Raw genomic sequence first — 22,022 nt, 5'->3', positions numbered from 1 at the left:
ACCCGCAGCGCCTCGGCGGGCTGCATACCTTCGAGCAGCGGGAAAACGCTAACTGCCTGCCTGCACGTTCTTCCTACAGTCGATCCCGCCCGACTGGACGCACAACAAAAGGAAGACAAGCGCCATGGAATTCGACTACGTGATCGTGGGCGGCGGCTCCGGCGGCGCCACGCTGGCCTCCCGCCTCAGCGAAGACCCAGGCGTGACGGTCTGCCTGATCGAAGCCGGTGGGGACGGCCGCGGCATCCTGGTGCGGGCACCCGCCGCCACCGTGGCGATGCTTCCGGGACGTCCGCCCATCAACAACTACGCCTACAAGACCGTGCCGCAGCCAGCCCTCGGCGGACGCAGCGGCTACCAGCCGCGCGGGCGCGGCCTCGGCGGATCGAGCGCGATCAACGCCATGCTCTACGTGCGCGGCCATCGCGACGACTACGACGACTGGGCGCGCGCCGGCTGCGAGGGCTGGTCGTTCGACGAGGTGCTGCCGTACTTCAAGCGCGCCGAGGGCAACGAGCGCGGCGAGAGCGCGCTGCACGGCGCGGGCGGGCCGCTGCAGGTCTCCGAGCAGCAGAGCCCCCGACCGATCACTGAAGACTTCATTCGCGCGGCTGCGGAATGCGGTATTCCGCGCAACGACGATTTCAACGGCGCCGAGCAGGAAGGCGCGGGCCTCTACCAGGTCACGCAGTTCCATGGCGGCACGAAGAACGGCGAGCGCTGCTCGGCCGCCGCGGCGTACCTGCATCCGGTGATGCATGCGCGCCCAAACCTCAAGGTGCTGACCGGCGCACAGGCCCTGCGCGTGGTGCTCGACGGCAAGCGCGCGACCGGCGTGGAAGTGCGGCGCGGTGGCAGCACCGAAGTCATTCGCGCCCATCGCGAAGTGGCGCTGTGCGGCGGCGCCTTCAACTCGCCGCAGCTGCTGATGCTCTCGGGCATCGGCGACCCGGCAGAGCTGGGCCGCCACGGCATCGCTGTGCGGCATGCGCTGCCGGGCGTCGGGCAGAACCTGCAGGACCACACCGATTTCATCCTCGCCTACACCTCGAAGGACATCGACCTCTTCGGCATCGGCGTGAAAGCCGGGTTGAAGCTGATGAAGGCGATCTTCGAGTGGCGCAAGAGCGGCAAGGGCCTCGTCGCGACGCCCTTTGCCGAAGGCGGCGCCTTCATCAAGTCGTCGCCCGAGTTGCGCCGGCCCGACCTGCAGCTGCACTTCGTGATCGCGATCACCGACGACCATGCGCGCAAGCTGCACATGGGCTTCGGCTTCTCATGCCACGTGTGCGTGCTGCGCCCCAAGGGCCGGGGCGATGTGCGGCTGAACGATTCGAACCCCCTGTCGGCGCCGCGCATCGACCCGCGGTTTCTGTCCGATGCCGAAGACATGGCGCTGCTGCTGCAGGGCGTGAAGAAGATGCGCGAGATCCTGCGCGCACCGGCGCTCCAGAAGTACCGACACCGCGAGGTCTACACGGCCGATGCGCACACCGACGAAGAACTCACGCAGCACATCCGCGCGCGCGCCGACACCATCTACCACCCGGTGGGCACCTGCAAGATGGGCGTGGATGCGATGGCGGTGGTCGACGCGCAACTGCGCGTGCACGGCATCGAGAACCTGCGCGTGGTCGACGCCTCGGTGATGCCGACGCTGATCGGCGGCAACACCAATGCGCCGACGATCATGATCGCCGAGCGTGCGGCGGATTGGATGCGCGGGCCGATCACGTTCGACCGCGCGGTAGTGGACGCTAGAGCGCCTGCGACGATCCCCGCACCATCAGTTCCCCTGGAAGCAGCAGTTGGCGCGGTGCTGAGTCCAGCCCCCGCAACCGCTCGATCAGGCATGTAGCGGCGGTGCGGCCGATGGCGTCGGTGGGCTGTGCCACGGTGCTCAGGCCGGGGCCGATCAGCGAGGCCCATTCGGGATCGTCGAAGCCCACGAAGCCCAGGTCATCGCCGAACTGCAGGCCCAGGCGCGCCATGGCCTGCGCGACGCGCAGCGTGACCACGGCGTTGCCAGCAACCACGGCGGCACGGCGACCGCGCTTGGCGCGCTTGCGCAAGGCGATCAGCGCCGCGTCGAGCGCATCGCTCTCACCTTCGACCGATTCGAACACCTCGCCCGCCACGCGCGGCTCGTGCGCGGCCACGCAGGCGCCGAACGCGGCCGTGCGCTCGCGCCGCGAGCTCACACCCTTCTGCGGCTCGGTGACGTAGAGCAGTTCGCGGTAACCGCCTTCGAGCAGATGTCCGCAAGTGGCCTGCATCGCCGCGTGGTTGTCGAGAGAGACGAAGTCGGTGTGCATGCCAGTGTGGCGCCGGTCCACCAGCACCGCGGGCTTGCCGTGCAGCGTGACCGCATCGACCACGTTGCTGCCGCGGCCCAGCGTGTTGAGGATGAAGCCGTCGACCTGGTAGCCCGCGAGCGCATCGATCGCCTCGCGCTCACGTTCGCTCTCGTTGCCGAGGTTGAACAGCATCACGAGGTAGCCGGCGTCCTGGCAGGCCTTCTCGGCACCGCGCAGCACCGCGACCGAATACGGGTTGGTGATGTCTGCCACGATCAGGCCGATGAGCCGCGAGCGGCCATGGCTCAACGCCTGTGCCATCGGGCTCGGCGAATAGGCCAGTGCCGCAATTGCCACCTCGACGCGGGCGGCGATATCGGGGCTGAGCAATCGCTCGCGGTGGTTCAGGAAGCGCGAGACAGTGGCCTTGGAAACGCCCGCCGCTTCGGCGACATCGGCGATGGTGGCGCGGCCTGTGGGCTTCATGCGTCGGTCTCGCTCCCTCTCCCCTTGGGGAGAGGGAGCAAGACAGAGTCTTCATGCGGCCGTGGTGTCGTAAGGCGCCGTCGGCTTCTCGCCGGCCAGCACCTGCAGCAGGTTGGTCGTCGCGAGTTCGGCCATCGCATGGCGTGTCTCGTGCGTGGCCGAGCCGATGTGCGGCAGCGGCGTCACGCGCGGGTGCGTGCGCAGCGGCGAATCGGCCGGCAGCGGCTCCTTCGCGAACACATCGAGGCCGGCGGCGCGCAGCGTGCCGTGGTCCAGGGCGTGGAGCAGTGCCTCTTCGTTCACCGTGGCGCCGCGTCCACCATTGATGAACGATGCGCCCCGCTTCATGCGCGCGAAAAAGGCGGTGTCGATCATGCCGCGCGTGGCATCGGTCAGCGGCAGCATCGCAAGCACGATGTCGGCGCGCGCGAGCAGATCGTCCAGCGGTGTGTGCGTGGCGCGGCCTTGCAGCTCGGGCGCTTGCGTGGCCAGGTCGACCGGGCGGCGCGAGTGATAGAGCACCGGCATGCCGAAGCCCAGCGCCGCGCGCCGCGCCACGGCCTGGCCGATGCGGCCGAAGCCCAGGATGCCCAGCGTCTTGCCGTGCACGTCGGTGCCGAAGAGTTCTTCGCCGATGTTCTTGTTCCAGCGGCCGTCGCGCACGAGGTTCGAGAGCTCGACGACGCGGCGCTGGGTCGCCATGAGGATCGCGAACACCGTGTCGGCCACGGTCTCGGTGAGCACGTCGGGCGTGTGGCACAGCACGATGCCACGCTTGTGCAGCTCGGCGAGCGGGTAGTTGTCGACGCCCACCGACACGCTCGAAATCACCTCGAGCTTGGGCGCCGCGTCGAGCAGCGCGGCATCGACTGTGTGGCTAGATCCGATCAGGCCGTTCGCGGTGGCGAGCGCGGCGGCGAAGGCGTCGGGCTCCTTGCGCGGATCGGCCACGGTGACGTGGTGTGCGGCCTGCAGGCGCGCGAGTTGGTCTTCGGGCAAGGGCCGGAAAACAAGCACGTTCTTTTGCTGTGTCATGGTCTTCAGAGTCCTGCTTCTTCAAGTTCGACCCGCGTCGGCAGGCCTTCGGTATCGCCCAGCACCTGCACCGCGCGGGCGCCGATCCAGGCGCCGCGGCGCACCGCCTCGGGCACGCTCTTACCTTCGAGCAAGGCGCTCACCACGCCGGCCGCGAAGCCGTCGCCTGCGCCCACGGTGTCGATCACTTCCTTCACCGGGAAGCCTTCGACGCGGCCGGTGCCGGCCACGTCGCTGTCGTAGTAGGCGCCCTCGGCGCCGAGCTTGACGACCACCAGCTTTGCGCCGCGCTCGCGATAGAAACGTGCGACGGCCTCGGGCTCGCTGTGGCCGGTGAGCAGCAGCCCTTCCTCGATGCCGGGCAGCACCCAGTCGGCACGCGAGGCGAGTTCGTTGATCCAGTGGCGCATCGTCTCGGTGGAAGACCACAGCGTAGGGCGCAGGTTGGTATCGAACGAGATGGTGCGGCCTGCGGCGCGCATCACGTCCATGGTCTTGAGCGCGGCCTGCAGGCTGGTCTCGGAAATCGCCGCGAACACGCCGGTGGCATGCAGATGGCGCGCCGAGCGCAGCCAGCCCTCGTCGATATCGGCCGGACCCATCTGGCTCGCGGCCGAGCCCTTCCGGTGGTATTCGACCGGCGGGTCGCTGCCGTCGGTGACGCGGCCCTTGAACTGGAAGCCGGTGCGCTGCGTCGGGTCGCAGATGACGTGCGAGCAGTCGATGCCCTCGCCCTTCATCGTCGCGAGCAGCGCGCGCGCCATCGAGTCGGTGCCCAGGCGGCTCGCCCAGCCCACCTTGAGGCCCAGCCGCGAGAGGCCGATGGCCACGTTGGTCTCGGCACCGGCGGTGCGCTTGTGGAACGACTGTGCGTCCTCCAGCGGCCCGGGCCGGTCCGCCACGAGCAGCATCATGGCCTCGCCGAACAGGGCGACATCGAAAGCGGTGGGTTCTGGCATGTGTTGGGTTCTACGCCCGTGCGGCGCGGATGAAGTCGATTTGCGAGCGGGTGACGGCCAGCAGGTCGTCGCCCACCAGAGGGTATTCCATGGCGTGGGGCACGTCGGCGGGCAAGGCGCGCAACACCGCGCGCCACGGCGCGACCGAATCGCCGAGCGGCACCGCCACCCATTTGTGCGGCAGGCGCTGCGCGCCCTTGCAGTGCACATAGCGCACGCGGTGGCCGAGCGCCTGTGCCGCCTGCAGTGGGCATTCGCCGAGCCAGTGCCAGTTGCCCATGTCGAAGGTCATGCCGAGCGAAATGCCGGCGCGGTCGGCTGCATCGAAGAAGGCCTGCAATGCGGGCAGCGTGCCGGCGCGCACGGTCTGGTCGTTCTCGATCAGCAGCTCGACGCGGGTCTCGGCAAGCTCCACTTTCAAGCCCCAGAGCGAGCCATGCGAAGACGCCTGGAAATCGCCGATGGACATCTTGAGCCGCTTCGCACCGACGCGCGTGGCGGCGGCGATGCCACGCTTGAGGGCCGCGCTGTCGAGCCAGCCGCCCTCGGCCCACAACCCCTCGGGGCTGGAGTACACGGAAGCAAGACCTTTGAGCGCAGGCAGCTCGGCCTCCGCATCGCGCAGCATCTCGCCGCGCACTTCCACCGAATCGGCGCCAGCGGCGCGCGCAAGCTGCGAGCACCAGAGCTGGCCGTGCCGCCCCACCTCGGCCGCGCCGAAGGACGACAGAGAAATCAGGACCTCGAAGGACATCGGTGGGCGATCAGTGGGCTTGGTGGGAACTGAGAATCTGGCCGAGGAACTGGCGCGTGCGCTCGTCCTTCGGGTTGCCGAAGAATTCTTCGGGCGGTGCCTGTTCGACGATCTTGCCTTCGGCCATGAAGATCACGCGGTCGGCCACGCTGCGGGCAAAGCCCATCTCGTGCGTCACGCACAGCATGGTCATGCCGTCTTCGGCCAGGCCGATCATGGTGTCGAGCACTTCCTTGACCATCTCGGGGTCGAGCGCCGAGGTGGGCTCGTCGAACAGCATGATCTTGGGCGCCATGCACAACGCACGCGCAATCGCCACGCGCTGCTGCTGGCCGCCCGAGAGCTGGCTCGGGTACTTGTTCGCCTGCTCGGGAATGCGCACGCGGGTGAGGTACTTCATCGCCACCTCTTCGGCCTGCGCCTTGGTCATGCCGCGCGAACGCATCGGCGCGAGCGTGCAGTTCTGCAGGATGGTGAGGTGCGGGAACAGGTTGAACTGCTGGAACACCATGCCGACTTCGGCGCGCACCGCGTCCACGTTCTTGCCGCCGGCCGTGAGGTCGATGCCATCGACCACGATGCGGCCCTTCTGCACCGTCTCCAGCCGGTTGATGCAACGGATGAGCGTCGACTTGCCCGAGCCCGAAGGGCCGCAGATCACGATGCGCTCGCCCTGGCGCACCGACAGGTCGATGCCGGTCAACACCTGGAATTCACCGTACCACTTGTTGACCGCTTCCATGCGGATGATCGATTCCGTCGTCATGCCAGGGATTCCTTCAAGCGCTTTGGCTTATTGCATCTTGGGCAGGTCGGCCTGCAGCCACTTCTGGTACAGCTTGTTCAGCTCGCCATTGGCGGTGTTCTTCTGCACGAACTCGTTCACCGCCTTGGTCAGCTCTTCCTGGCCCGGGCGCATCGCGATGCCCATCGACTGCTGCACCAGCGTGAATTTGTTTTCGTAGGTGCCGGCGGGCACGCGCTTGGCGATCTGCGCGGCCACGGTGACCGAGCAGCCGATCGCATCGACCTGACCCGAGATCAGCGCCTGCATGGCCGAGGCGTCGTCGTCGAAGCGGCGGATCTCGGTGCCTTCGGGTGCGGCCTTGGTCACGGCCACGTCTTGCGTGGACGCACGGGCCACGCCCACGCGCAGGCCCTTCAGGTCGGTCGCTGCCTTGATGGGGGTCTTGGTCGCGCCGTACAGCACGATGGTCGCGGCCGCGTAGGGCTGCGAGAACTGCACCTGCTTCGCGCGCTCGGGGGTCACGGCCAGCGAAGCGACCAGGAGGTCGACCTTGTTGGTCAGCAGGAAGGGAATGCGGTTCGGGCCGGTCACCGGCACGATGTTGGCCTTCACGCCCCAGTCCTTGGCCAGGAGCTTGGCCACGTCGGCGTCGTAGCCGTCGGGCTGGTTCTTCGCGTCGGTGGTGCCGTAGGGCGGAAAGTCGACCAGCATGCCGATGGTGATCTCGCCCTTCTTCTTGATGTCGGCCACGCTCTGCGCCGAGGCGAAAGGCGCGAACACGGTCAGTGCGGCGCCGAGGCCAAGGGCTGCCAGTGCGGCGCGGCGGGTAGAGGTACGGGTCATGGGTTGTGTCTCCTGAATAAAGAAAGGAAGCGACGAGAAAAACGAAAACCGGTCAGCGTGCGAGGGCGCGAGCGCGCTTGCGCTCCATGCGTGCAGCCAGCAGCGACAGGGGCCAGCAGATCACGAAGTAGATCGCCGCCACCACCGAGAACACGATGAGCGGCTGGAAGGTGGCGTTGTTGATGATCTGGCCCGCGCGGGTGATCTCGGTGAAGCCGATGATGGCCGCGAGCGACGTGCCCTTGATGATCTGCACCAGATACCCCACCGTGGGGGCGAGCGCAATCTTGAAGGCCTGCGGCAGCACCACGTCGCGCATGCGTGCGCCGTACTTGAGGCTCAGCGCCTCGGCCGCTTCCCATTGGCCGCGCGGAATGGCTTCGATGCAGCCGCGCCAGATCTCGCCGAGAAAGGCCGCGCTGTTCAGGATGAGCGCCACGCCCGCGGCGATCCACGGGTTGATGTCCAGCCCCAGCACCGGCGCGCCGAAGAAGATCAGGAAGAGCTGCAGCAGCAGCGGCGTGCCCTGGAACACCTGGATGAAGACCATCGACGCGTTGCGCGCCCAGGTCGAATCGGAGGTGCGCATGAGCGCGATGATCAACCCCAGGATCGCACCGCCGACGAAGGCGATGGCCGACAGCGCCAGCGTCCACTGGGCCGCTTCGAGGATGAAAAGGAATTCGGGAAAGCCGAAGGTACGCATGATGTTGTCTTCCGTGCAGCTGCGTTACCGGCGGTCCGGATAGTTGAGCGTGCGCTTGTAGATCAGCTTGAACATCGCCGAGAAGGCCAGCGCCAGCGCCAGGTAGATGGCGGCCACCACGATGTAGATCTCGAAGCTGCGGAAGGTCTGCGACTGCAGGTTGGCGGCCACCGAGGTCAGGTCGTCCGCCGAGATGACCGACACCACCGCCGAGCTCAGCATCAGCAAGATGAACTGGCTCGTGAGCGCCGGGTAGATCGCCTTGAGCGCGGGCTTGATGATGACGAAGCGGAAGATCTCCCAGGGTTTGAGGTTGAGCGCCCTGCCCGCTTCGATCTGCCCCTTGGGAATCGACTCGATGCCCGCGCGGATGATCTCGGTCGCATACGCGCCCAGGTTCACCACCATCGCCACCAGCGCGGCCGTCTGCGGCGACCAGCGCAGCCCGATGGCCGGCAGCGCAAAGAAGAAAAAGAACAGCTGCACGAGGAACGGCGTGTTGCGGATCACCTCGATGTACGCGTTGACGATGAAGCGCAGCCACCCCGGTCCCGAGGTCTTGCCCCAGGCGCAGAAAATCGCGACCACAAGGCCCAGCACCGTCGCGATGAGCGAGAGCTGGACCGTGATCCACGTGCCCTTGAGCAGCAGCGGCCAGGCGGCGAAAACGGCGTCGAATTGAAACTGGTAGTTCATGGTTCGGCGTACACGGCAGGGCCGTGCGCAGGCCTCCAAAAGAATGCTTGCAGCTTATATGAAACCGGTTTCAGGATTGACTAGGGATTCCCCTAGGTGGGCGTTTTGACCTACCTTCTGCCTACACTGAGCGATGCTGAACCCACACGCAGCCGCGCGGCCCACAGAGGCTCATGCACCTGTCTCGGGTGCGCCCGTTGTTCAGCATTTCAGGCAGGCACTGCTCTGGCCCCTTCGGCTGATGCCCTCGCCCGATGCCAAGCCCACGCACCACGGCCCCTGGCAAGTGCTGCGCGACATGGGCGATGCCTCGCCCTGGCGCGAAGAGGTCGACGAATACACCGGCGACAGCAGCCGCTTCCACGAGCGGCACTACAACGAGTTCGTGAGCTTCCTGCCCTATGTGCAGCGCTTCCTGTACGGCGAAGGGCGCTCGCGCAACAAGGGCGATGACTCTGCTTCCGGCACCGATGGCGATTCGCCGATGCGCATCTTTCGCCGCCACGACATCAAGGCGGTGCGCGTGGTGTCGCAGCCCGGCGATGCGCCGATCACGCTCGACGTGGTGCACTGCGACCTCTACTTCTTCTTCGACATCGACGTGGTGCTGCTCAACCTCGAAGTCGGCGTGAACAACATCAGCCTCGCAGAGGCGCAGGACATCCTCTACCGCTTCGGCCGCGCCTACCCCTCGGGCTGGGAGCCCGACGGCTCCGCGCTGCATTGCATGGCGAGTGTCGAATGGCTTGGCGCCGACGGCCGTGTGCTCGCGAGTTCCGATGCGCAGCAGCGCGAAAGCTTTCTCTCGCACGTGGCCCAGCACCGCGCACCGCGCATCTCCTCGCACTGGGCCTACCTGATGCAGCCGCTGGTCAGCGACCATTCGGAAGACTCCGGCACGCTGCGCTACCGGCAGATCGAGTACTACCGCATGCCGGTGATGGCGTACCTCTCGATGGATGATCCGCGCCGCCTCACGCGCGACGACTTCGTGCGCCTCGCGCTGGTCACGGGCGCGGGCACGACCGATGCCCACCTGCCCTACGCCGACCACCACCTCGCGGACTTCGAGCACAAGTACTGCTACGACCGCTTCTGGGTCGACGCGGGCGCCGCACCCAACACGCGCTACCTGTGCAACGGCCACGCGCTGGTCGTGGTGGGCGATGCGCACTCCGAGTTCTTCTGCTGCCGCGACCGTGGCGTGCTCGCGCAGTTCAGGCACCAGCACTTCCTGCTGTTCCTCATTGCGCATTTCCAGAAGGCATCGCTCTTGATGTTCTCGGACCAGCTGGTCGAGGCGCTCAAGCGGCTGGACATCCGCAGCACCCCGAGCGTGAAGCAGTTCAAGCGCGCGATCCGTTCGAGCTTCGAGCGGTTCCTGCGCTTCACGCACCGCTACTGGTTTCACGAGATCTCCGAGCAGGCGCAGGTGCGCGCGCTCTCGCACATGTGCGCAGCGCACCTCGGGCTCGATCCGCTGTACGACGAAGTCAAGGCACGCATCGCCGACATGAACAACTACCTCGATGCCGACAGCCTGCGCCGGCAAGCGAGCACCGTCGTGCGGCTCACGGTGGTCACGCTGTTCGGGCTGATCGGCACCGTCACCACCGGCTTCCTCGGCATGAACCTGCTGGCTGAAGCCGATGCGCCGCTGTGGCGCAAGGCGCTCTGGTTCGGCGTGGTGTTCGTTGCGACGACTTGGCTCACGATCTACACGATGGTGAAGTCGCAGCGGCTGTCGGACTTCATCGATGCGCTGTCGAACGACAGGCTAGGGTTTCGCGGAAAGCTGGCTGCGCTGGCGCGGGTGTGGCGACCTGGGGCGGATTAGAGTCTGCCGATGCGCATCGCCCTTGTCTCCGACATCCACGGAAACCTCCCCGCGCTCGAAGCCATGGTCGAGGACATCGAGCGCCGAGGCGTGGACGCCATCGTCAACCTGGGCGACAGCCTCTCAGGTCCGCTTATGCCGCTGGAGACCGCACGCTTTCTGATGGCGCAGGACTGGGTTCAGCTTGCCGGAAACCACGAGCGCCAACTGCTCACCGTTCCCGCGGATCGACGCGGCGCATCCGATGCATTCGCGCACGCACGGCTCGGTGCGAAGGAGTTCGATTGGATGGCATCGCTTGGGCACACGCACCGCCTTAGCGCGGACGTGATGCTCTGCCACGGCACGCCGGCTAGCGATCTCGAATACTTCCTGGAGACCGTTACGCCCGGCGTCTTCCGCGCGGCCACGCAGGCGGAGATCGATGCGCGGCTCGGCGATGTCGATGCGGCATTGATCGCCTGCGGGCACACGCATGTGCCGCGCGTGGCGCGTGCCTCCGGCGGACAACTGATCGTCAACCCAGGCAGCGTCGGCCTGCCGGCCTACGACGACATCCATCCCTATCCGCACGCCGTCGAAACCGGCTCTCCCCATGCGCGTTACGCCATCGTCGAGCAGCGCGACGGCGACTGGACCGCCAGGCTCATCGCCGTTCCGTACGACCACACGGCGATGGCGAAACTTGCCCTCGAAAACGGGCGGCCGGACTGGGCCCATGCGCTCAAGACAGGGCGCATGCCCTGAGAATCAATCGCTCAACGCGATCCTTGCGCTGTCGACCGCGCTGATGCGCACGCCGAAGCTCGTGATGTCCGCCAGCGTCGCGTTGTGGTGCGCGCGGATGAAGGCGCCGGTGGCATGCGGCTTGTCGTGCGAGGTGTGCGCATCGGCCGCGAGCACCACTTCGTAGCCCAGTGCGGCCGCGCGGCGGACGGTGGTGTCCACGCAAAACTCCGACGAGTAGCCGCAGACCACCACACGCCGCACGCCCTGTCCCATCAGCCACGCTTCGAGCGGCGTGCGCAGGAACGAGTCGGGTGTGGTCTTGCGGATCCGGGTGTCGGCCGCATCGACCTGCAGCGCATCGGCAAGCTGCCAGCGTTCGGAATCGAATTCCAGGTCGACCGCGTTCTCGTGCTGGATGAAGGCCACCGGTGCGCCAGCCGCGCGGGCCCGCACGGTGAGCGCGTTGATGCGCTCGATCACTTCCCCGGCCTCGTGCGGTCGCGGCGGGTCGTCGCAAAGGCCGCGTTGCACATCGATGACGAGAACTGCAGTTTTCATGGTGCTGGTTAGAAGGCAATGCCCTTGACCGACCAGAGGATGGCACCGGACAAGAGAGTGGAGATGATTGCAACGACCGCGCTGGCACCGAACGAGGTGCCGATGCCGATCTGGAAACCCAGCGTGTAGGCCACGAACAGCCCCGCCATCACCGCGATCGCGGGCAGCCCCTCGACATGGTGAATGCCGGTTCCGCTGGAGAAGCTCATGTAGGCCAGCAACACCAGCGCCACCAGCAGGGATGCATAGAACACCGACTTGAACGATTCGCCCAGGCTCGGCGACACGCCCGCCACGACCTGCGCCGAGACCTTCACCACCACCGTCACGAACAGCACCAGCGCGCAGACCGCGACAGCGAGCTTGAGCGGCGTCATGAACGCGAAGAAGATGAGCGCGCCGACGAAGAGGAGGTAATGCATGTGAGGTGCGATTGTGGGGCCCACCGTCGGGTTCGCGACCTCAACTCCAGGCGCTCACTTCCAGCCGCACCTTGCCGGAGATGCCGGGCGCCGCCGCCGCGGCACCGAGGCTGGAGAGCGGCACGATGAACTGCAGCTTGCCGCCGGCCAGCTGCTTCGGACTGATCGGCAGCGACGCCTGCCCTGCCGTGTCGGTCTGCCAGCCGTACTTGAGGTTCCAGTTCTGCGCCGGGTCGTCGGGCCGGGGCGGTGCGATCTCGATGACGAGCGTGTCGCGGAAGAGCGAACTTCCCTCGTAGTGCCCATCGAGCCAGAACTTCTTGTTCACCTGGTAGTCGGGCACGCGCACGCCCAGCGTCATGGCGTAGGCGAGCGTCGGGCGGTCCTGGTTGACGCGGGCCTTGTTGGCCAGGAACACGGTCGAGAGATAGATCGAGCGGCGCTCGGGCTTCTTCGCATCGGTCAGCTCCTTGTGGGTGCGGCAGGCGGGCGAGTCTTCCTCTGCCACGCGCCGGCTCAGGTACCAGCGCTTGCCACGCGGCGCGGCCAGCAGTTCGACCTGGTAGAGCGCATCGATGTCGGCGTCCTTGGGCAGATCGGGCGGCAGGGTCACGCCGTCGACGTCGAACCAGAGGTCGACGCGCACATCGCCGAAGAGAAAGCGCACGAGGTTCTGGTACGCCTCCTCGGAGTTGACGATGCCGAAGTAGCCCGAGTGCGAACGAAAGGCGTAGGCCGTGGCCACGGGCTGCGTCTTCTTGTTCGCGTCGATGGACCAGAGCGAGGCGTTCTCGATGCGCACCAGCCCGTCGCTGCCGTGACCCGCGAACATGCGCGAGAGCCCCTTGGCGGTTTCGTAGTCGCCGCGGTTGGAGCCGACCATGCAGAAGAAGCGCTCGGCCGGGAAGGCCGAGGCCGGCAGGTAGTCCATGCGGCCGTCGATGGCGGGCGTGGCGAGGAACTCGGACATCTTCTCGCGATTGAAGGTGTTCATCTCGTTGGCCGTGAGCCAGGCCGGGATGTTGACGCCGCCCATGTCGATGCCGTTGTGCGGCGTGGCATAGGTGAACACCTTGTCGACGCAGGCCCGCGCCGCAGCGTCGCCCAGCGCCGGGTTCTGCAGGAAGGCACGCACCACCAGCCCACCCATCGAATGCGCCACGAGGTAGCAGCGGAAGTCGGCTGCCGCGGCGGCCCCCTCGCGCTGCCCCACGAGGTCGCGCACCCGCAGGATCAGCTTGCTCAAACCCTGCGCGTAGAACTTGATGTTGCGCGCCTTGCCGTCACCCAGCAACTCGGAGCCGGTGTCGTAGTAGCGGTAGATGATGACCGAGGCGGAGGGGATGCCGTCCACGTCCTTGCCGGTGGCGTCGGGCGAAGGCTTCCAATCGTCGTCCAGGATGTCCAGGCCGTTTTGATAGACGCTCTGGTACTGGAAGTCGGCCAGGAGGCGCACCACCGGCGACTCGAAGACGAACTTCTGCGCGGGCGCGTCTTTCTTGACGGTGGCGCGGTAGACCGTGGAGCCCACGTTGAAGCCGCAGAACGGATCGGCCGCGGTCTCGTCGCGCTCGGATTCGGTCATGGCGTAGCCACGCACGTAGATGATGGGATAGCGGTTGCCGCTCATTTTTGTATCACCTTCTCCTGGCCCATGAAGGCCACGAGTGTGCCGCGCCGAAGCGGTGCGTGCCATAGGGCGCATGGCCTACGGACGGGCTTGGCTGGGCATGGCGCGCCTGTCTTGAAATTCCCTTGCCCGCCGAATGTTTCTGTCGCTGAAACCATTGAAACATCCGCCCGGGATAGTCTCGCGCCTCACCACAAACACACGTCCAGAGGTTCTTTCCATGGCTGACGAATCGGCTTCGCAGGGGTCCTACCTGCCCCAACTCCTGCGCCGGGGCACGGCGCTCGCCGCAGCCGGCTGCGCCTTCGTCGCGGGCTGCAGTGCCGCCGGTGGCGGTGAAACGCGCTACGAGAACTCGCCGCAGTTCCGGGACGGCGTGTTCCAGAACATGGCCAACCCCGACGAGAAGCCCTCGGCCAGCGCCTGGCGCATCTGGTCGCGCTTCATCGTCGGCAGCAAGGTCGATACGGTGCCGGTCGATGCGATTCCGGTGCGCGAGATCAGTGCGAAGGACCTGGACGCGCTCGACGCCAAGGCCAACCACGTGGTGCGCCTGGGCCACTCGTCGCACCTGCTCAAGCTGCAGGGCAAGTACTGGCTGATCGACCCGGTGTTCAGCGAGCGCGCCTCGCCCGTGCAGTGGGCCGGGCCGAAGCGCTTTCACAAGCCGCCGCTCACGCTGCAGCAGTTGCCGCCCATCGAAGGCGTGATCCTCTCGCACGACCACTACGACCACCTCGACGTGGCGACCATCGAATACCTCGCCAAGAGCGTGAAGCGCTATTTCGTGCCGCTGGGCGTGCGCTCGCGGCTGGTGGTGATGGGCGTGCCCGCCGACCGCGTGACCGAACTCGACTGGTGGCAAGACGCCGAGCACGACGGCGTGAAGCTCACCGCCACGCCGGCCCAGCATTTCTCGGGCCGCACGCTCTCCGACCGCGGGCGCACGCTGTGGGCCTCATGGGTGGTGCAGAGCGGCGAGCAGCGCATCTTCTACAGTGGGGACTCGGGCTACTTCCAGGGCTTCAAGCAGATCGGCGACCGCTTCGGCGGCTTCGACCTCGCGCTGATGGAAAACGGCGCCTACGACGCCTACTGGCCCGGCGTGCACATGACGCCCGAACAAAGCGTGCAGGCCTTCGAGGACCTGCGCGGCAAGGTGTTCTTCTCGGTGCACAACAGCACCTTCGATCTTTCGTTCCACACCTGGCACGACCCGCTGGACCGCATCGCAAGCCTCACGGAAACCAAGAAGATCGAGCTGGCGACGCCGGTGATCGGCGAAGTGGTGACGGTGGGGCAGGCACGGACGAATACGCGGTGGTGGCAGGGGCTGCGGTAGCCCCTCGCCTGCACGCCCGGCCTACCTGCCGCCTTCGCGCCGCTCGCGCGCCCGGCGCACCTGCCGGGTCTCGATGGCCTGCGCCGCGGCGCGATCCTTCTCGCGCCGCTTGGCCGCCCGCTTCATCCGGAAGTGCCGGCCCACCAGGAAGCTGGCGAGGCCGGTGACCACCGCGATGAACAGGCCGATGACGCTGATGTCGATGCCGCCCATCACAGCACCCGCACGATGCTGGCCGGCTTGAAGCCCAGGTCGGCCGCCTTGCCCTTGCGCGCTCGGGTGCCGCGCGCGTTGTTGAGGGTGCGGATCTCCAGCGTCTCGTCGCGCTCCTTGCCGCCGCGGCCGATGCCTTCGATCTTCACGCTGCGCGTGTAGGCCGCGGCGCCCGCGAGGGTGTCCTTGGGCTCCAGGTCGATCAGCGTGAGGCCGCGACCGCCCTTGGGCAGGCTCTTGAGCTCGGCGATGTCGAAGGTCAGGATGCGGCCGCCGGTCGAGGCGCAAGCCACGTGCGTGGCAGCCGGCATCGGCTCGGCACCGCTCGCGCCGCCCACCAGCGAGGGGCGGCAGAGCTGTTCGCCCTCGCCCACGTCGATGAAGGCCTTGCCGCCGCGCTGGCGCGACATCATGTTCTCGACCGTCGCGATGAAACCGTAGCCGCCGGTGTTGGCCAGAAGCACGCTAGCGCCCACGGGGCCCGCGAAGAAATGCGTGACGTGCGTGCCGGCATCGAGCTCGATGAGCGTGGTGACGGGCTGGCCGTCGCCGCGCGCGCCGGGCAGAGAGGCCACGGGCACGGTGTAGACGCGCACGCTCTTGTCCTTGGAGGAGCCGAAGACCAGCAGCGTGTCAACGCTGCGGCATTCGAAGGCGCCATAGAGCGTGTCGCCCGACTTGAAGCTGTACTCGGGCGCAGCGCCTCCGTTGCCGGCGGCCTTCTCGCTTGCCCAGCCCTTCTGCGCGCGGACCCAGCCCTTCTGCGACACGATCACGGTCACGGGCTCGTCGACCACCTTCACTTCGGCGACGGCACGCTTCTCGGCCTGGATCAGCGTGCGGCGCGGATCTTCGAAGGTCTTGGCGTCGGCTTCGATTTCCTTGATCAGCAGGCGGCGCAGCGTGGCGGGGCTGCCGAGGATGTCTTCGAGCTTCTTCTGCTCTTCGCGCAGGCCCTTGAGCTCCTGTTCGATCTTGATGGCTTCGAGCCGCGCGAGTTGGCGCAGGCGGATTTCAAGAATGTCCTCGGCCTGCCGTTCGCTGAGATTGAAGCGCGCGATGAGCGCCGCCTTCGGATCTTCCGCCGCGCGGATGATCGCGATCACCTCGTCGATGTTCAGCAGCACCAGCTGCCGGCCCTCGAGGATGTGGATGCGCTCCAGCACCTTGTTCAGGCGATGCCGCGAGCGCTTCTCGACGGTGATCTCGCGGAACGCAATCCACTCGTTGAGCATCTGGCGCAGCGACTTCTGCGTGGGCTTGCCGTCGATGCCGACCATCGTGAGGTTGATCGGCGAAGAGGTTTCGAGCGAGGTCTGCGCGAGCAGCGTCGTGATGAATTCTTCCTGGCTGATGCGCGAGGTCTTGGGCTCGAACACCAGGCGCACGGCGGCGTCCTTGCTCGATTCGTCGCGCACCACGTCGAGCACAGACAGCATCGCGGCCTTCAGCTGCGTCTGCTCGGCCGAGAGCGCCTTCTTGCCGGCCTTGACCTTCGGGTTGGTGATTTCCTCGATTTCCTCGAGCACCTTCTGCGTGCTCACGCCCGGCGGCAGTTCGTTGACGACGAGCTGCCATTGGCCGCGCGCGAGGTCTTCGATCTTCCAGCGCGCGCGCACCTTGAGCGAGCCGCGGCCGGTGCGGTAGGCGTCGGCGATGTCGCTGGCGCCGCTGATGATCTGTGCGCCGCCCGGGTAGTCGGGGCCGGGCACGATGGCGAAGAGCTCTTCTTCGCTCAGCTTGCCGTTCGACTTGATCAGCGCGACGCAGGCGTCGGCGATCTCGCGCAGGTTGTGGCTCGGGATTTCGGTGGCCAAACCCACGGCGATGCCGCTCGCGCCGTTCAGCAGCGTGAACGGCAACCGCGCGGGCAGGAGGCGCGGCTCTTCGGTGCTGCCGTCGTAGTTGGGAATGAAATCGACCGTGCCTTCGTCGATCTCGTCGAGCAAGAGGCTGGTGATGCGGGCAAGCCGCGCCTCGGTGTAGCGCATGGCCGCGGCGCCGTCGCCGTCGCGGCTGCCGAAGTTGCCCTGGCCGTCGACCAGCGGGTAGCGCTGCGAGAAGTCTTGCGCCATGCGCACCAGCGCGTCGTAGGCGGCCTGGTCGCTGTGGGGGTGGAAGCGGCCGAGCACGTCGCCGACCACGCGCGCGCTCTTGACTGGCTTGGCGCCCACGGTGCCGTTGGTGCCGCCGAAGCCCAGGCCCATGCGCGACATCGAGTACAGGATGCGCCGCTGCACCGGCTTCTGGCCGTCGGACACATCGGGCAGCGCCCGGCCCTTGACGACGCTGAGCGCGTATTCGAGGTAGGCGGTCTGTGCGTAGTCGGCCAGCGTGAGGGTGGTGTCGCCGTCGGTCGGGCCGCCTAGGTCGAGCGGAGGTTGGGAATCCATCGTCTGTCGTTTCCGGAAGATTTTTGTTGCTTGTTTATTCGGACATGGCCACCGAAGGCGCGCCCGTCATTGACGAGACCGGCACTTCGGGCATGTAGGGGGATGTCGGCACGTCGGCCGCTTCCGGCAGAACGGGCGCGGCAGGCTTGGTGGCAGGCGAAGCAGCCGGCAGCCAGGGCCGGTCGGGCGGCATGTTGCCGCGGCCGACGGCACCGCCCATTTCCATGCGGATGCGGCCAGGCGACTTGCCGCCGCCACCGATGCGCCCCCCGGTCGCGCCGGGCTTCAGGTACGCGTAGAGCTGCAGCACTGTCTGCACGTAGTTCTGCGTTTCCTTGTAGTTCGGGATCTTGTTGCCCGCGCGCTGCACCGCCCCTTCGCCCGCGTTGTAGGCGGCGAGGGCCAGTTCGATCTGCCCAGGGAACATCGCGATCAGGTCGCGCAGGTAGCGGGAACCGGCGGCGATGTTGATGCGGGGGTCGAACAGCTTCTTCTCGATGCTCGTGCGCTTGTCCGCCGCAACGCCGTAGCGCTGCGCGGTCGCGGGCATGAGCTGCATGAGGCCCATCGCGCCTTTGGGCGAGACGGCCTGCGCGTCGAAGCCCGATTCGGTGGCGATCAGCGCCTGCAGCAGTTCGTAGTCGATCGAATGCTTGTTCGAGGCATCGCGCAGCGCCGCCTTGGCGGTCTTGTAGCTGGGCGAGGCCTCGAAGAGCGCCAGCAGGCTCTGCGACGCCGGCGGCACCTTGCCGTCGAACTTGCGCCCGCTGCGCGAGAGCGGCGAGATGCCCTGCGCGGTGTCGAAGCTCTGGCCGCCGCGAAAGAAGATCTGGTAGCGCTCGTCGACCTTCTCGGCGGCGAAGTGCGCGACGCCTTTGCTGTCGATGTAGCCGTAGATGTCAGCGGCGTGCGCCATTCCCTGCTGCAAGCACAGCAGCAAAGCCAACAGCAACGGACGCATGAAATCTGTGAGGGTCACGGGGGTCAAACATCGATGTCGACGTCGTCGGCGCGCAGTTCCATCAACTCGCGCCGGGCGGCCGCTTCGCCCTTGCCCATGAGCTTGGTGATCTCGCCTTGGGTAGATGTGAAGTCGAAGCGTCCCAGCTGCACCTGCATCAGGCGCCGGGTATCGGGATTGAGCGTGGTTTCCCACAATTGTTCCGCGCTCATCTCGCCCAGGCCCTTGAAGCGGCTGATGCTCCAGGCGCCTTCGCGCACGCCATCCTTACGCAGCTTGTCGAGCGTGGCGGTCAGTTCGCCCTCGTCGAGCGCATAGACCTTGGAGGCCGGCTTCTTGCCACGCGCAGGCGCATCGACCCGGAACAGCGGCGGCTTCGCGACATACACGTGGCCGGTTTCGATGAGTTTCGGAAAGTGACGGAAGAACAGCGTGAGCAGCAGCACCTGGATGTGCGAGCCGTCCACATCGGCATCGGAGAGGATGCAGATCTTTCCGTAGCGCAGGCCGCTCATGTCGGGCGTGTCGTTGGGGCCGTGCGGATCGACGCCCACGGCCACCGAGATGTCGTGGATTTCGGTGTTGGCGAAGAGCCGGTCGCGCTCGACTTCCCAGGTGTTGAGCACCTTGCCGCGCAGCGGCAGGATGGCCTGGCTTTCCTTGTCGCGCCCCATCTTGGCGCTGCCGCCGGCGGAGTCGCCCTCGACCAGGAAGACCTCGTTGTGGCTGATGTCCTTGCTCTCGCAGTCGGTCAGTTTGCCCGGCAGTACGGCCACGCCGGAGCCCTTGCGCTTCTCGACCTTCTGGCCGGCGCGCTGGCGGGTCTGTGCGGCCTTGATGGCGAGTTCGGCGAGCTTCTTGCCGTAGTCGACGTGCTGGTTGAGCCAGAGTTCGAGCGCGGGGCGCACGAAGCTCGACACCAGCCGCACCGCGTCGCGCGAATTCAGCCGCTCCTTGATCTGGCCCTGGAACTGCGGATCGAGCACCTTGGCGCTCAGTACATACGAAGCGCGCGCGAACACGTCTTCGGGCAACAGCTTCACGCCCTTGGGCAGCAGCGAATGCAGCTCGATGAAGCCCTTCACCGCGGTGAAGAGGCCGTCGCGAAGGCCGCTTTCGTGGGTGCCGCCGGCGCTGGTGGGAATCAGGTTGACGTAGCTCTCGCGCACCGGCTGGCCGTCTTCGGTAAAGGCTACGCACCAGTCGGCGCCCTCGCCTTCGGCGAAGTTGTCGGCGTTCTTGTCGGCATGGCCGCTGCCCTCGAAGAGCGGGATCACCGGGTCGCCGTTGAGCGTCTGCATGAGGTAGTCGCTGAGACCGCCCTTGTAGAGCCACTGCTGCGTTTCCTTGGTCTTCTCGACCGTGAGCGTGACGCTCACGCCGGGCATCAGCACGGCCTTGCTGCGCAGCAGGTGGGTGAGCTCGCTCATCGGGAGCGCGGCGGTCTCGAAGTATTTGGCGTCGGGCCAGGCGCGCACGGTGGTGCCTTGCTTGCGCTCGCCGGCTTCGAGCTTGCGGATTTCGAGCGCCTCGATCACGTCGCCGGCGCTGAAGGCCAACCTGGCGATCGAGCCTTCGCGGTGGGAGGTGACTTCGAGCCGCTTCGAGAGCGCATTGGTCACCGACACGCCCACGCCGTGCAGGCCGCCCGAGAAGCTGTAGGCGCCGCCGGAGCCCTTGTCGAACTTGCCGCCGGCATGCAGGCGGGTGAACACCAGCTCGACCACGGGGGCCTTTTCCTCGGGATGCAGGCCGAACGGAATGCCGCGGCCGTCGTCTTCGATGCTCACCGAGTTGTCGGCATGCAGCGTGACCTTGATCTTCTTGCCGTAGCCGGCCAGCGCCTCGTCGGCGGCGTTGTCGAGCACTTCCTGGATGATGTGCAGGGGGTTGTCGGTCCGGGTGTACATGCCCGGGCGCTGCTTGACGGGCTCGAGGCCCTTGAGCACGCGGATGGAGCCTTCCGAGTAGCCGGAAGCGGAGTCTGAGGTTGTCTTGGGAGGAGTCGCCATGGGGGCGGATTGTAGTCAGTCGCCGCAAAACAACTGGATACCCATACAGCAGGCGCTTTGATGCCGGATGCGCATTGAAACGGCCCCGATAAATCATCAATGGCTGAAGCCGCCCGCCCGCCTGCCACAGCACGCAAATGGCTACATTCGACGGCATGCAAGCCTCCACGCCCACTCTCTCGATCAAGCAGGTGCTGTTCTGCGGCGCCATGATCGTCACGCTCTCGATGGGCATCCGCCACGGCTTCGGCCTCTGGCTGCAGCCGATCACGCAGGCGCAGGACTGGAGTCGGCAGACCTTCTCCTTCGCGCTCGCGATCCAGAACCTCTCCTGGGGCATCTTCGGCGTGTTCGCCGGCATGCTGGCCGACCGCTTCGGGGCGTTCCGGGTGCTGATCGGCGGTGCGATCTTCTACGGGCTGGGGCTGCTGGGCATGGCGCATTCGCCAACGCCGCTGCTGTTCACACTGAGCGCAGGCGTGCTGATCGGCGCGGCGCAGGCGGGCACGACCTACGCGGTGATCTACGGCGTGATCGGGCGGCAGATTCCGGCCGAGCGGCGCTCCTGGGCGATGGGCGTGGCCGCGGCGGCCGGCTCGTTCGGCCAGTTCCTGATGGCGCCGATCGAGGGACGCCTGATCGGCCAGTTCGGCTGGCAGACCGCCTTGGCCGTGCTCGCGGTGCTGGTTCTGGTGATCGTGCCGCTGGCCTTCGGCCTGCGCGAGCCGAAGACGGCGGCGCTCGCCGGGCACCGCGACCAGTCGGTGCTGCAGGCGGTGGGCGAAGCCTTCCGCTATCCGAGCTTCGGCCTCCTGATGGCGGGCTATTTCGTCTGCGGCTTCCAACTGGCCTTCATCGGCATCCACATGCCGACGTACCTGCGCGACCGGAGCCTGTCGGCCGATGTCGCCGGCTACGCGCTGGCGCTGATCGGGCTCTTCAATGTGTTCGGCACCTACACGGTCGGCCTGCTGGGGCAGACGCTGGCCAAGCGCAAGATCCTCGCGGCGATCTACTTCGCGCGAGCAATCTCTATCGCGCTGTTCCTGATCGCGCCGATCTCGCCGATGAGCGTGTATGTCTTCTCGGCGGCGATGGGCTTCCTCTGGCTCTCGACGGTGCCCGCGACGAATGCGATCGTGGCGGGCATCTTCGGGGTGGCGCATCTTTCGATGCTCAGCGGCTTCGTGTTCCTGAGCCACCAGGTCGGCTCGTTCCTGGGCGTGTGGCTCGGCGGCTACCTGTACGACACGACGGGCAGCTACGACATCGTCTGGTACATCGCGATTGCGCTGGGCGTGTTCGCGGCGCTGATCAACCTGCCGGTCAAGGAGCACGCCATCGCCCGCGCGGCGCGGCCGGCGGCCGTACCAGGTTGATTGCGGGCAGACACAATCAGGC

20 protein-coding genes are annotated in these 22,022 nt (G+C 66.8%); 5 read left to right on the top strand and 15 right to left on the bottom strand.

The features are described 5' to 3' along the window. Positions 1 to 124: 124 nt before the first annotated feature. Positions 125 to 1,858, top strand: a complete 1,734-nt coding sequence (locus VARPA_RS11055; protein WP_013540644.1) for a GMC family oxidoreductase — start codon at positions 125 to 127, stop codon at positions 1,856 to 1,858. On the opposite strand, the gene VARPA_RS11050 is transcribed toward VARPA_RS11055, so the two are convergent. From VARPA_RS11050 to VARPA_RS11015, 8 genes are read right to left on the bottom strand one after another with little or no spacing between them, the layout of a single operon-like run. Continuing rightward, on the bottom strand, positions 1,758 to 2,783 hold the full coding sequence (locus tag VARPA_RS11050) for a LacI family DNA-binding transcriptional regulator (protein WP_013540643.1): 1,026 nt from the start codon (positions 2,781 to 2,783) through the stop codon (positions 1,758 to 1,760). The two genes, VARPA_RS11055 and VARPA_RS11050, sit on opposite strands and share 101 nt — an antisense overlap. Before the next feature lie 51 nt (positions 2,784 to 2,834). After that, positions 2,835 to 3,818 carry a 2-hydroxyacid dehydrogenase gene (locus VARPA_RS11045; protein WP_013540642.1) on the bottom strand — a complete coding sequence of 328 codons (984 nt, stop codon included), beginning with the start codon at positions 3,816 to 3,818 and terminating at the stop codon, positions 2,835 to 2,837. Positions 3,819 to 3,823: 5 nt separating this feature from the next. Beyond that, a complete protein-coding gene (locus tag VARPA_RS11040) occupies positions 3,824 to 4,777 on the bottom strand; it encodes a sugar kinase (RefSeq protein ID WP_013540641.1) in 954 nt (317 codons plus the stop codon). A 10-nt stretch (positions 4,778 to 4,787) separates the two neighbouring features. Further along, positions 4,788 to 5,531, bottom strand: a complete 744-nt coding sequence (locus VARPA_RS11035; RefSeq protein WP_013540640.1) for a sugar phosphate isomerase/epimerase family protein — start codon at positions 5,529 to 5,531, stop codon at positions 4,788 to 4,790. 10 nt (positions 5,532 to 5,541) lie between these two features. Then, positions 5,542 to 6,297 (bottom strand): amino acid ABC transporter ATP-binding protein, encoded by a 756-nt coding sequence (locus VARPA_RS11030; RefSeq protein WP_013540639.1) that lies wholly within the window; start codon positions 6,295 to 6,297, stop codon positions 5,542 to 5,544. A gap of 27 nt (positions 6,298 to 6,324) precedes the next feature. Next, positions 6,325 to 7,122 (bottom strand): transporter substrate-binding domain-containing protein, encoded by a 798-nt coding sequence (locus tag VARPA_RS11025; RefSeq protein ID WP_013540638.1) that lies wholly within the window; start codon positions 7,120 to 7,122, stop codon positions 6,325 to 6,327. Between the two features lie 52 nt (positions 7,123 to 7,174). Continuing rightward, complete coding sequence (locus tag VARPA_RS11020; protein ID WP_013540637.1) at positions 7,175 to 7,828, bottom strand: amino acid ABC transporter permease; 654 nt, start codon at positions 7,826 to 7,828, stop codon at positions 7,175 to 7,177. 24 nt (positions 7,829 to 7,852) lie between these two features. Then, positions 7,853 to 8,524, bottom strand: a complete 672-nt coding sequence (locus VARPA_RS11015) for an amino acid ABC transporter permease (protein ID WP_013540636.1) — start codon at positions 8,522 to 8,524, stop codon at positions 7,853 to 7,855. Positions 8,525 to 8,657: 133 nt separating this feature from the next. Here VARPA_RS11015 and VARPA_RS11010 point away from each other — a divergent pair, with 133 nt between their 5' ends. Together VARPA_RS11010 and VARPA_RS11005 are read left to right on the top strand one after the other, a co-directional pair. Beyond that, positions 8,658 to 10,361 carry a hypothetical protein gene (locus VARPA_RS11010; protein ID WP_041942855.1) on the top strand — a complete coding sequence of 568 codons (1,704 nt, stop codon included), beginning with the start codon at positions 8,658 to 8,660 and terminating at the stop codon, positions 10,359 to 10,361. Between the two features lie 9 nt (positions 10,362 to 10,370). Next, positions 10,371 to 11,108: a metallophosphoesterase family protein gene (locus tag VARPA_RS11005; protein ID WP_013540634.1), complete on the top strand. Its 738-nt coding sequence runs from the start codon at positions 10,371 to 10,373 to the stop codon at positions 11,106 to 11,108. A gap of 3 nt (positions 11,109 to 11,111) precedes the next feature. Here VARPA_RS11005 and VARPA_RS11000 read toward each other — a convergent pair whose 3' ends face one another. The 3 genes from VARPA_RS11000 to VARPA_RS10990 are packed head-to-tail and all read right to left on the bottom strand — an operon-like array spanning position 11,112 to position 13,700. Next, on the bottom strand, positions 11,112 to 11,648 hold the full coding sequence (locus VARPA_RS11000) for a cysteine hydrolase family protein (RefSeq protein ID WP_013540633.1): 537 nt from the start codon (positions 11,646 to 11,648) through the stop codon (positions 11,112 to 11,114). Positions 11,649 to 11,656: 8 nt separating this feature from the next. Further along, on the bottom strand, positions 11,657 to 12,070 hold the full coding sequence (locus VARPA_RS10995; protein ID WP_013540632.1) for a hypothetical protein: 414 nt from the start codon (positions 12,068 to 12,070) through the stop codon (positions 11,657 to 11,659). 40 nt (positions 12,071 to 12,110) lie between these two features. Further along, positions 12,111 to 13,700, bottom strand: coding sequence for an esterase/lipase family protein (locus VARPA_RS10990; protein ID WP_013540631.1), 1,590 nt, complete (start codon positions 13,698 to 13,700; stop codon positions 12,111 to 12,113). Positions 13,701 to 13,920: 220 nt separating this feature from the next. On the opposite strand from VARPA_RS10990, the gene VARPA_RS10985 reads away from it, so the two are divergent. Then, entirely contained in the window at positions 13,921 to 15,042 is a 1,122-nt protein-coding gene (locus tag VARPA_RS10985) for an MBL fold metallo-hydrolase (protein ID WP_013540630.1), read from the top strand. Positions 15,043 to 15,063: 21 nt separating this feature from the next. On the opposite strand, the gene VARPA_RS10980 is transcribed toward VARPA_RS10985, so the two are convergent. The 4 genes from VARPA_RS10980 to VARPA_RS10965 are packed head-to-tail and all read right to left on the bottom strand — an operon-like array spanning position 15,064 to position 20,621. Then, positions 15,064 to 15,255, bottom strand: coding sequence for a hypothetical protein (locus VARPA_RS10980; RefSeq protein ID WP_013540629.1), 192 nt, complete (start codon positions 15,253 to 15,255; stop codon positions 15,064 to 15,066). After that, positions 15,255 to 17,648 (bottom strand): DNA topoisomerase IV subunit A, encoded by a 2,394-nt coding sequence (parC, locus tag VARPA_RS10975; protein ID WP_013540628.1) that lies wholly within the window; start codon positions 17,646 to 17,648, stop codon positions 15,255 to 15,257. The genes VARPA_RS10980 and parC overlap by 1 nt, the downstream gene beginning before the upstream one ends. 34 nt (positions 17,649 to 17,682) lie before the next feature. Beyond that, positions 17,683 to 18,609 carry a lytic transglycosylase domain-containing protein gene (locus VARPA_RS10970; RefSeq protein ID WP_013540627.1) on the bottom strand — a complete coding sequence of 309 codons (927 nt, stop codon included), beginning with the start codon at positions 18,607 to 18,609 and terminating at the stop codon, positions 17,683 to 17,685. Between the two features lie 23 nt (positions 18,610 to 18,632). Next, complete coding sequence (locus tag VARPA_RS10965) at positions 18,633 to 20,621, bottom strand: DNA topoisomerase IV subunit B (protein WP_013540626.1); 1,989 nt, start codon at positions 20,619 to 20,621, stop codon at positions 18,633 to 18,635. Positions 20,622 to 20,776: 155 nt separating this feature from the next. Here VARPA_RS10965 and VARPA_RS10960 point away from each other — a divergent pair, with 155 nt between their 5' ends. Further along, positions 20,777 to 22,000, top strand: coding sequence for an MFS transporter (locus tag VARPA_RS10960; RefSeq protein WP_041943511.1), 1,224 nt, complete (start codon positions 20,777 to 20,779; stop codon positions 21,998 to 22,000). Positions 22,001 to 22,022: the final 22 nt, after the last annotated feature.

Source organism: Variovorax paradoxus EPS, from assembly GCF_000184745.1.
Classification (GTDB): Bacteria; Pseudomonadota; Gammaproteobacteria; order Burkholderiales; family Burkholderiaceae_C; genus Variovorax; species Variovorax paradoxus_C.
Note: the sequence above shows the minus strand (reverse complement) of the source record. Positions and strands in the feature narration are given on the sequence as shown.

What these genes read in the sequence shown, in the direction of transcription:
- VARPA_RS11050 (WP_013540643.1), bottom strand. Translation starts at nt 2,783, where the DNA reads ATGAAGCCCACAGGCCGCGCCACCATCGCCGATGTCGCCGAAGCGGCG.
- VARPA_RS11030 (WP_013540639.1), bottom strand. Translation starts at nt 6,297, where the DNA reads ATGACGACGGAATCGATCATCCGCATGGAAGCGGTCAACAAGTGGTAC.
- VARPA_RS11010 (WP_041942855.1), top strand. Translation starts at nt 8,658, where the DNA reads ATGCTGAACCCACACGCAGCCGCGCGGCCCACAGAGGCTCATGCACCT.
- VARPA_RS10965 (WP_013540626.1), bottom strand. Translation starts at nt 20,621, where the DNA reads ATGGCGACTCCTCCCAAGACAACCTCAGACTCCGCTTCCGGCTACTCG.
- VARPA_RS11035 (WP_013540640.1), bottom strand. Translation starts at nt 5,531, where the DNA reads ATGTCCTTCGAGGTCCTGATTTCTCTGTCGTCCTTCGGCGCGGCCGAG.
- VARPA_RS11055 (WP_013540644.1), top strand. Translation starts at nt 125, where the DNA reads ATGGAATTCGACTACGTGATCGTGGGCGGCGGCTCCGGCGGCGCCACG.
- VARPA_RS10980 (WP_013540629.1), bottom strand. Translation starts at nt 15,255, where the DNA reads ATGGGCGGCATCGACATCAGCGTCATCGGCCTGTTCATCGCGGTGGTC.
- VARPA_RS10970 (WP_013540627.1), bottom strand. Translation starts at nt 18,609, where the DNA reads ATGCGTCCGTTGCTGTTGGCTTTGCTGCTGTGCTTGCAGCAGGGAATG.
- VARPA_RS10960 (WP_041943511.1), top strand. Translation starts at nt 20,777, where the DNA reads ATGCAAGCCTCCACGCCCACTCTCTCGATCAAGCAGGTGCTGTTCTGC.
- VARPA_RS11020 (WP_013540637.1), bottom strand. Translation starts at nt 7,828, where the DNA reads ATGCGTACCTTCGGCTTTCCCGAATTCCTTTTCATCCTCGAAGCGGCC.
- VARPA_RS11040 (WP_013540641.1), bottom strand. Translation starts at nt 4,777, where the DNA reads ATGCCAGAACCCACCGCTTTCGATGTCGCCCTGTTCGGCGAGGCCATG.
- VARPA_RS11005 (WP_013540634.1), top strand. Translation starts at nt 10,371, where the DNA reads ATGCGCATCGCCCTTGTCTCCGACATCCACGGAAACCTCCCCGCGCTC.
- VARPA_RS11025 (WP_013540638.1), bottom strand. Translation starts at nt 7,122, where the DNA reads ATGACCCGTACCTCTACCCGCCGCGCCGCACTGGCAGCCCTTGGCCTC.
- VARPA_RS11045 (WP_013540642.1), bottom strand. Translation starts at nt 3,818, where the DNA reads ATGACACAGCAAAAGAACGTGCTTGTTTTCCGGCCCTTGCCCGAAGAC.
- VARPA_RS11000 (WP_013540633.1), bottom strand. Translation starts at nt 11,648, where the DNA reads ATGAAAACTGCAGTTCTCGTCATCGATGTGCAACGCGGCCTTTGCGAC.
- VARPA_RS10985 (WP_013540630.1), top strand. Translation starts at nt 13,921, where the DNA reads ATGGCTGACGAATCGGCTTCGCAGGGGTCCTACCTGCCCCAACTCCTG.
- VARPA_RS10990 (WP_013540631.1), bottom strand. Translation starts at nt 13,700, where the DNA reads ATGAGCGGCAACCGCTATCCCATCATCTACGTGCGTGGCTACGCCATG.
- VARPA_RS11015 (WP_013540636.1), bottom strand. Translation starts at nt 8,524, where the DNA reads ATGAACTACCAGTTTCAATTCGACGCCGTTTTCGCCGCCTGGCCGCTG.
- VARPA_RS10995 (WP_013540632.1), bottom strand. Translation starts at nt 12,070, where the DNA reads ATGCATTACCTCCTCTTCGTCGGCGCGCTCATCTTCTTCGCGTTCATG.
- parC (WP_013540628.1), bottom strand. Translation starts at nt 17,648, where the DNA reads ATGGATTCCCAACCTCCGCTCGACCTAGGCGGCCCGACCGACGGCGAC.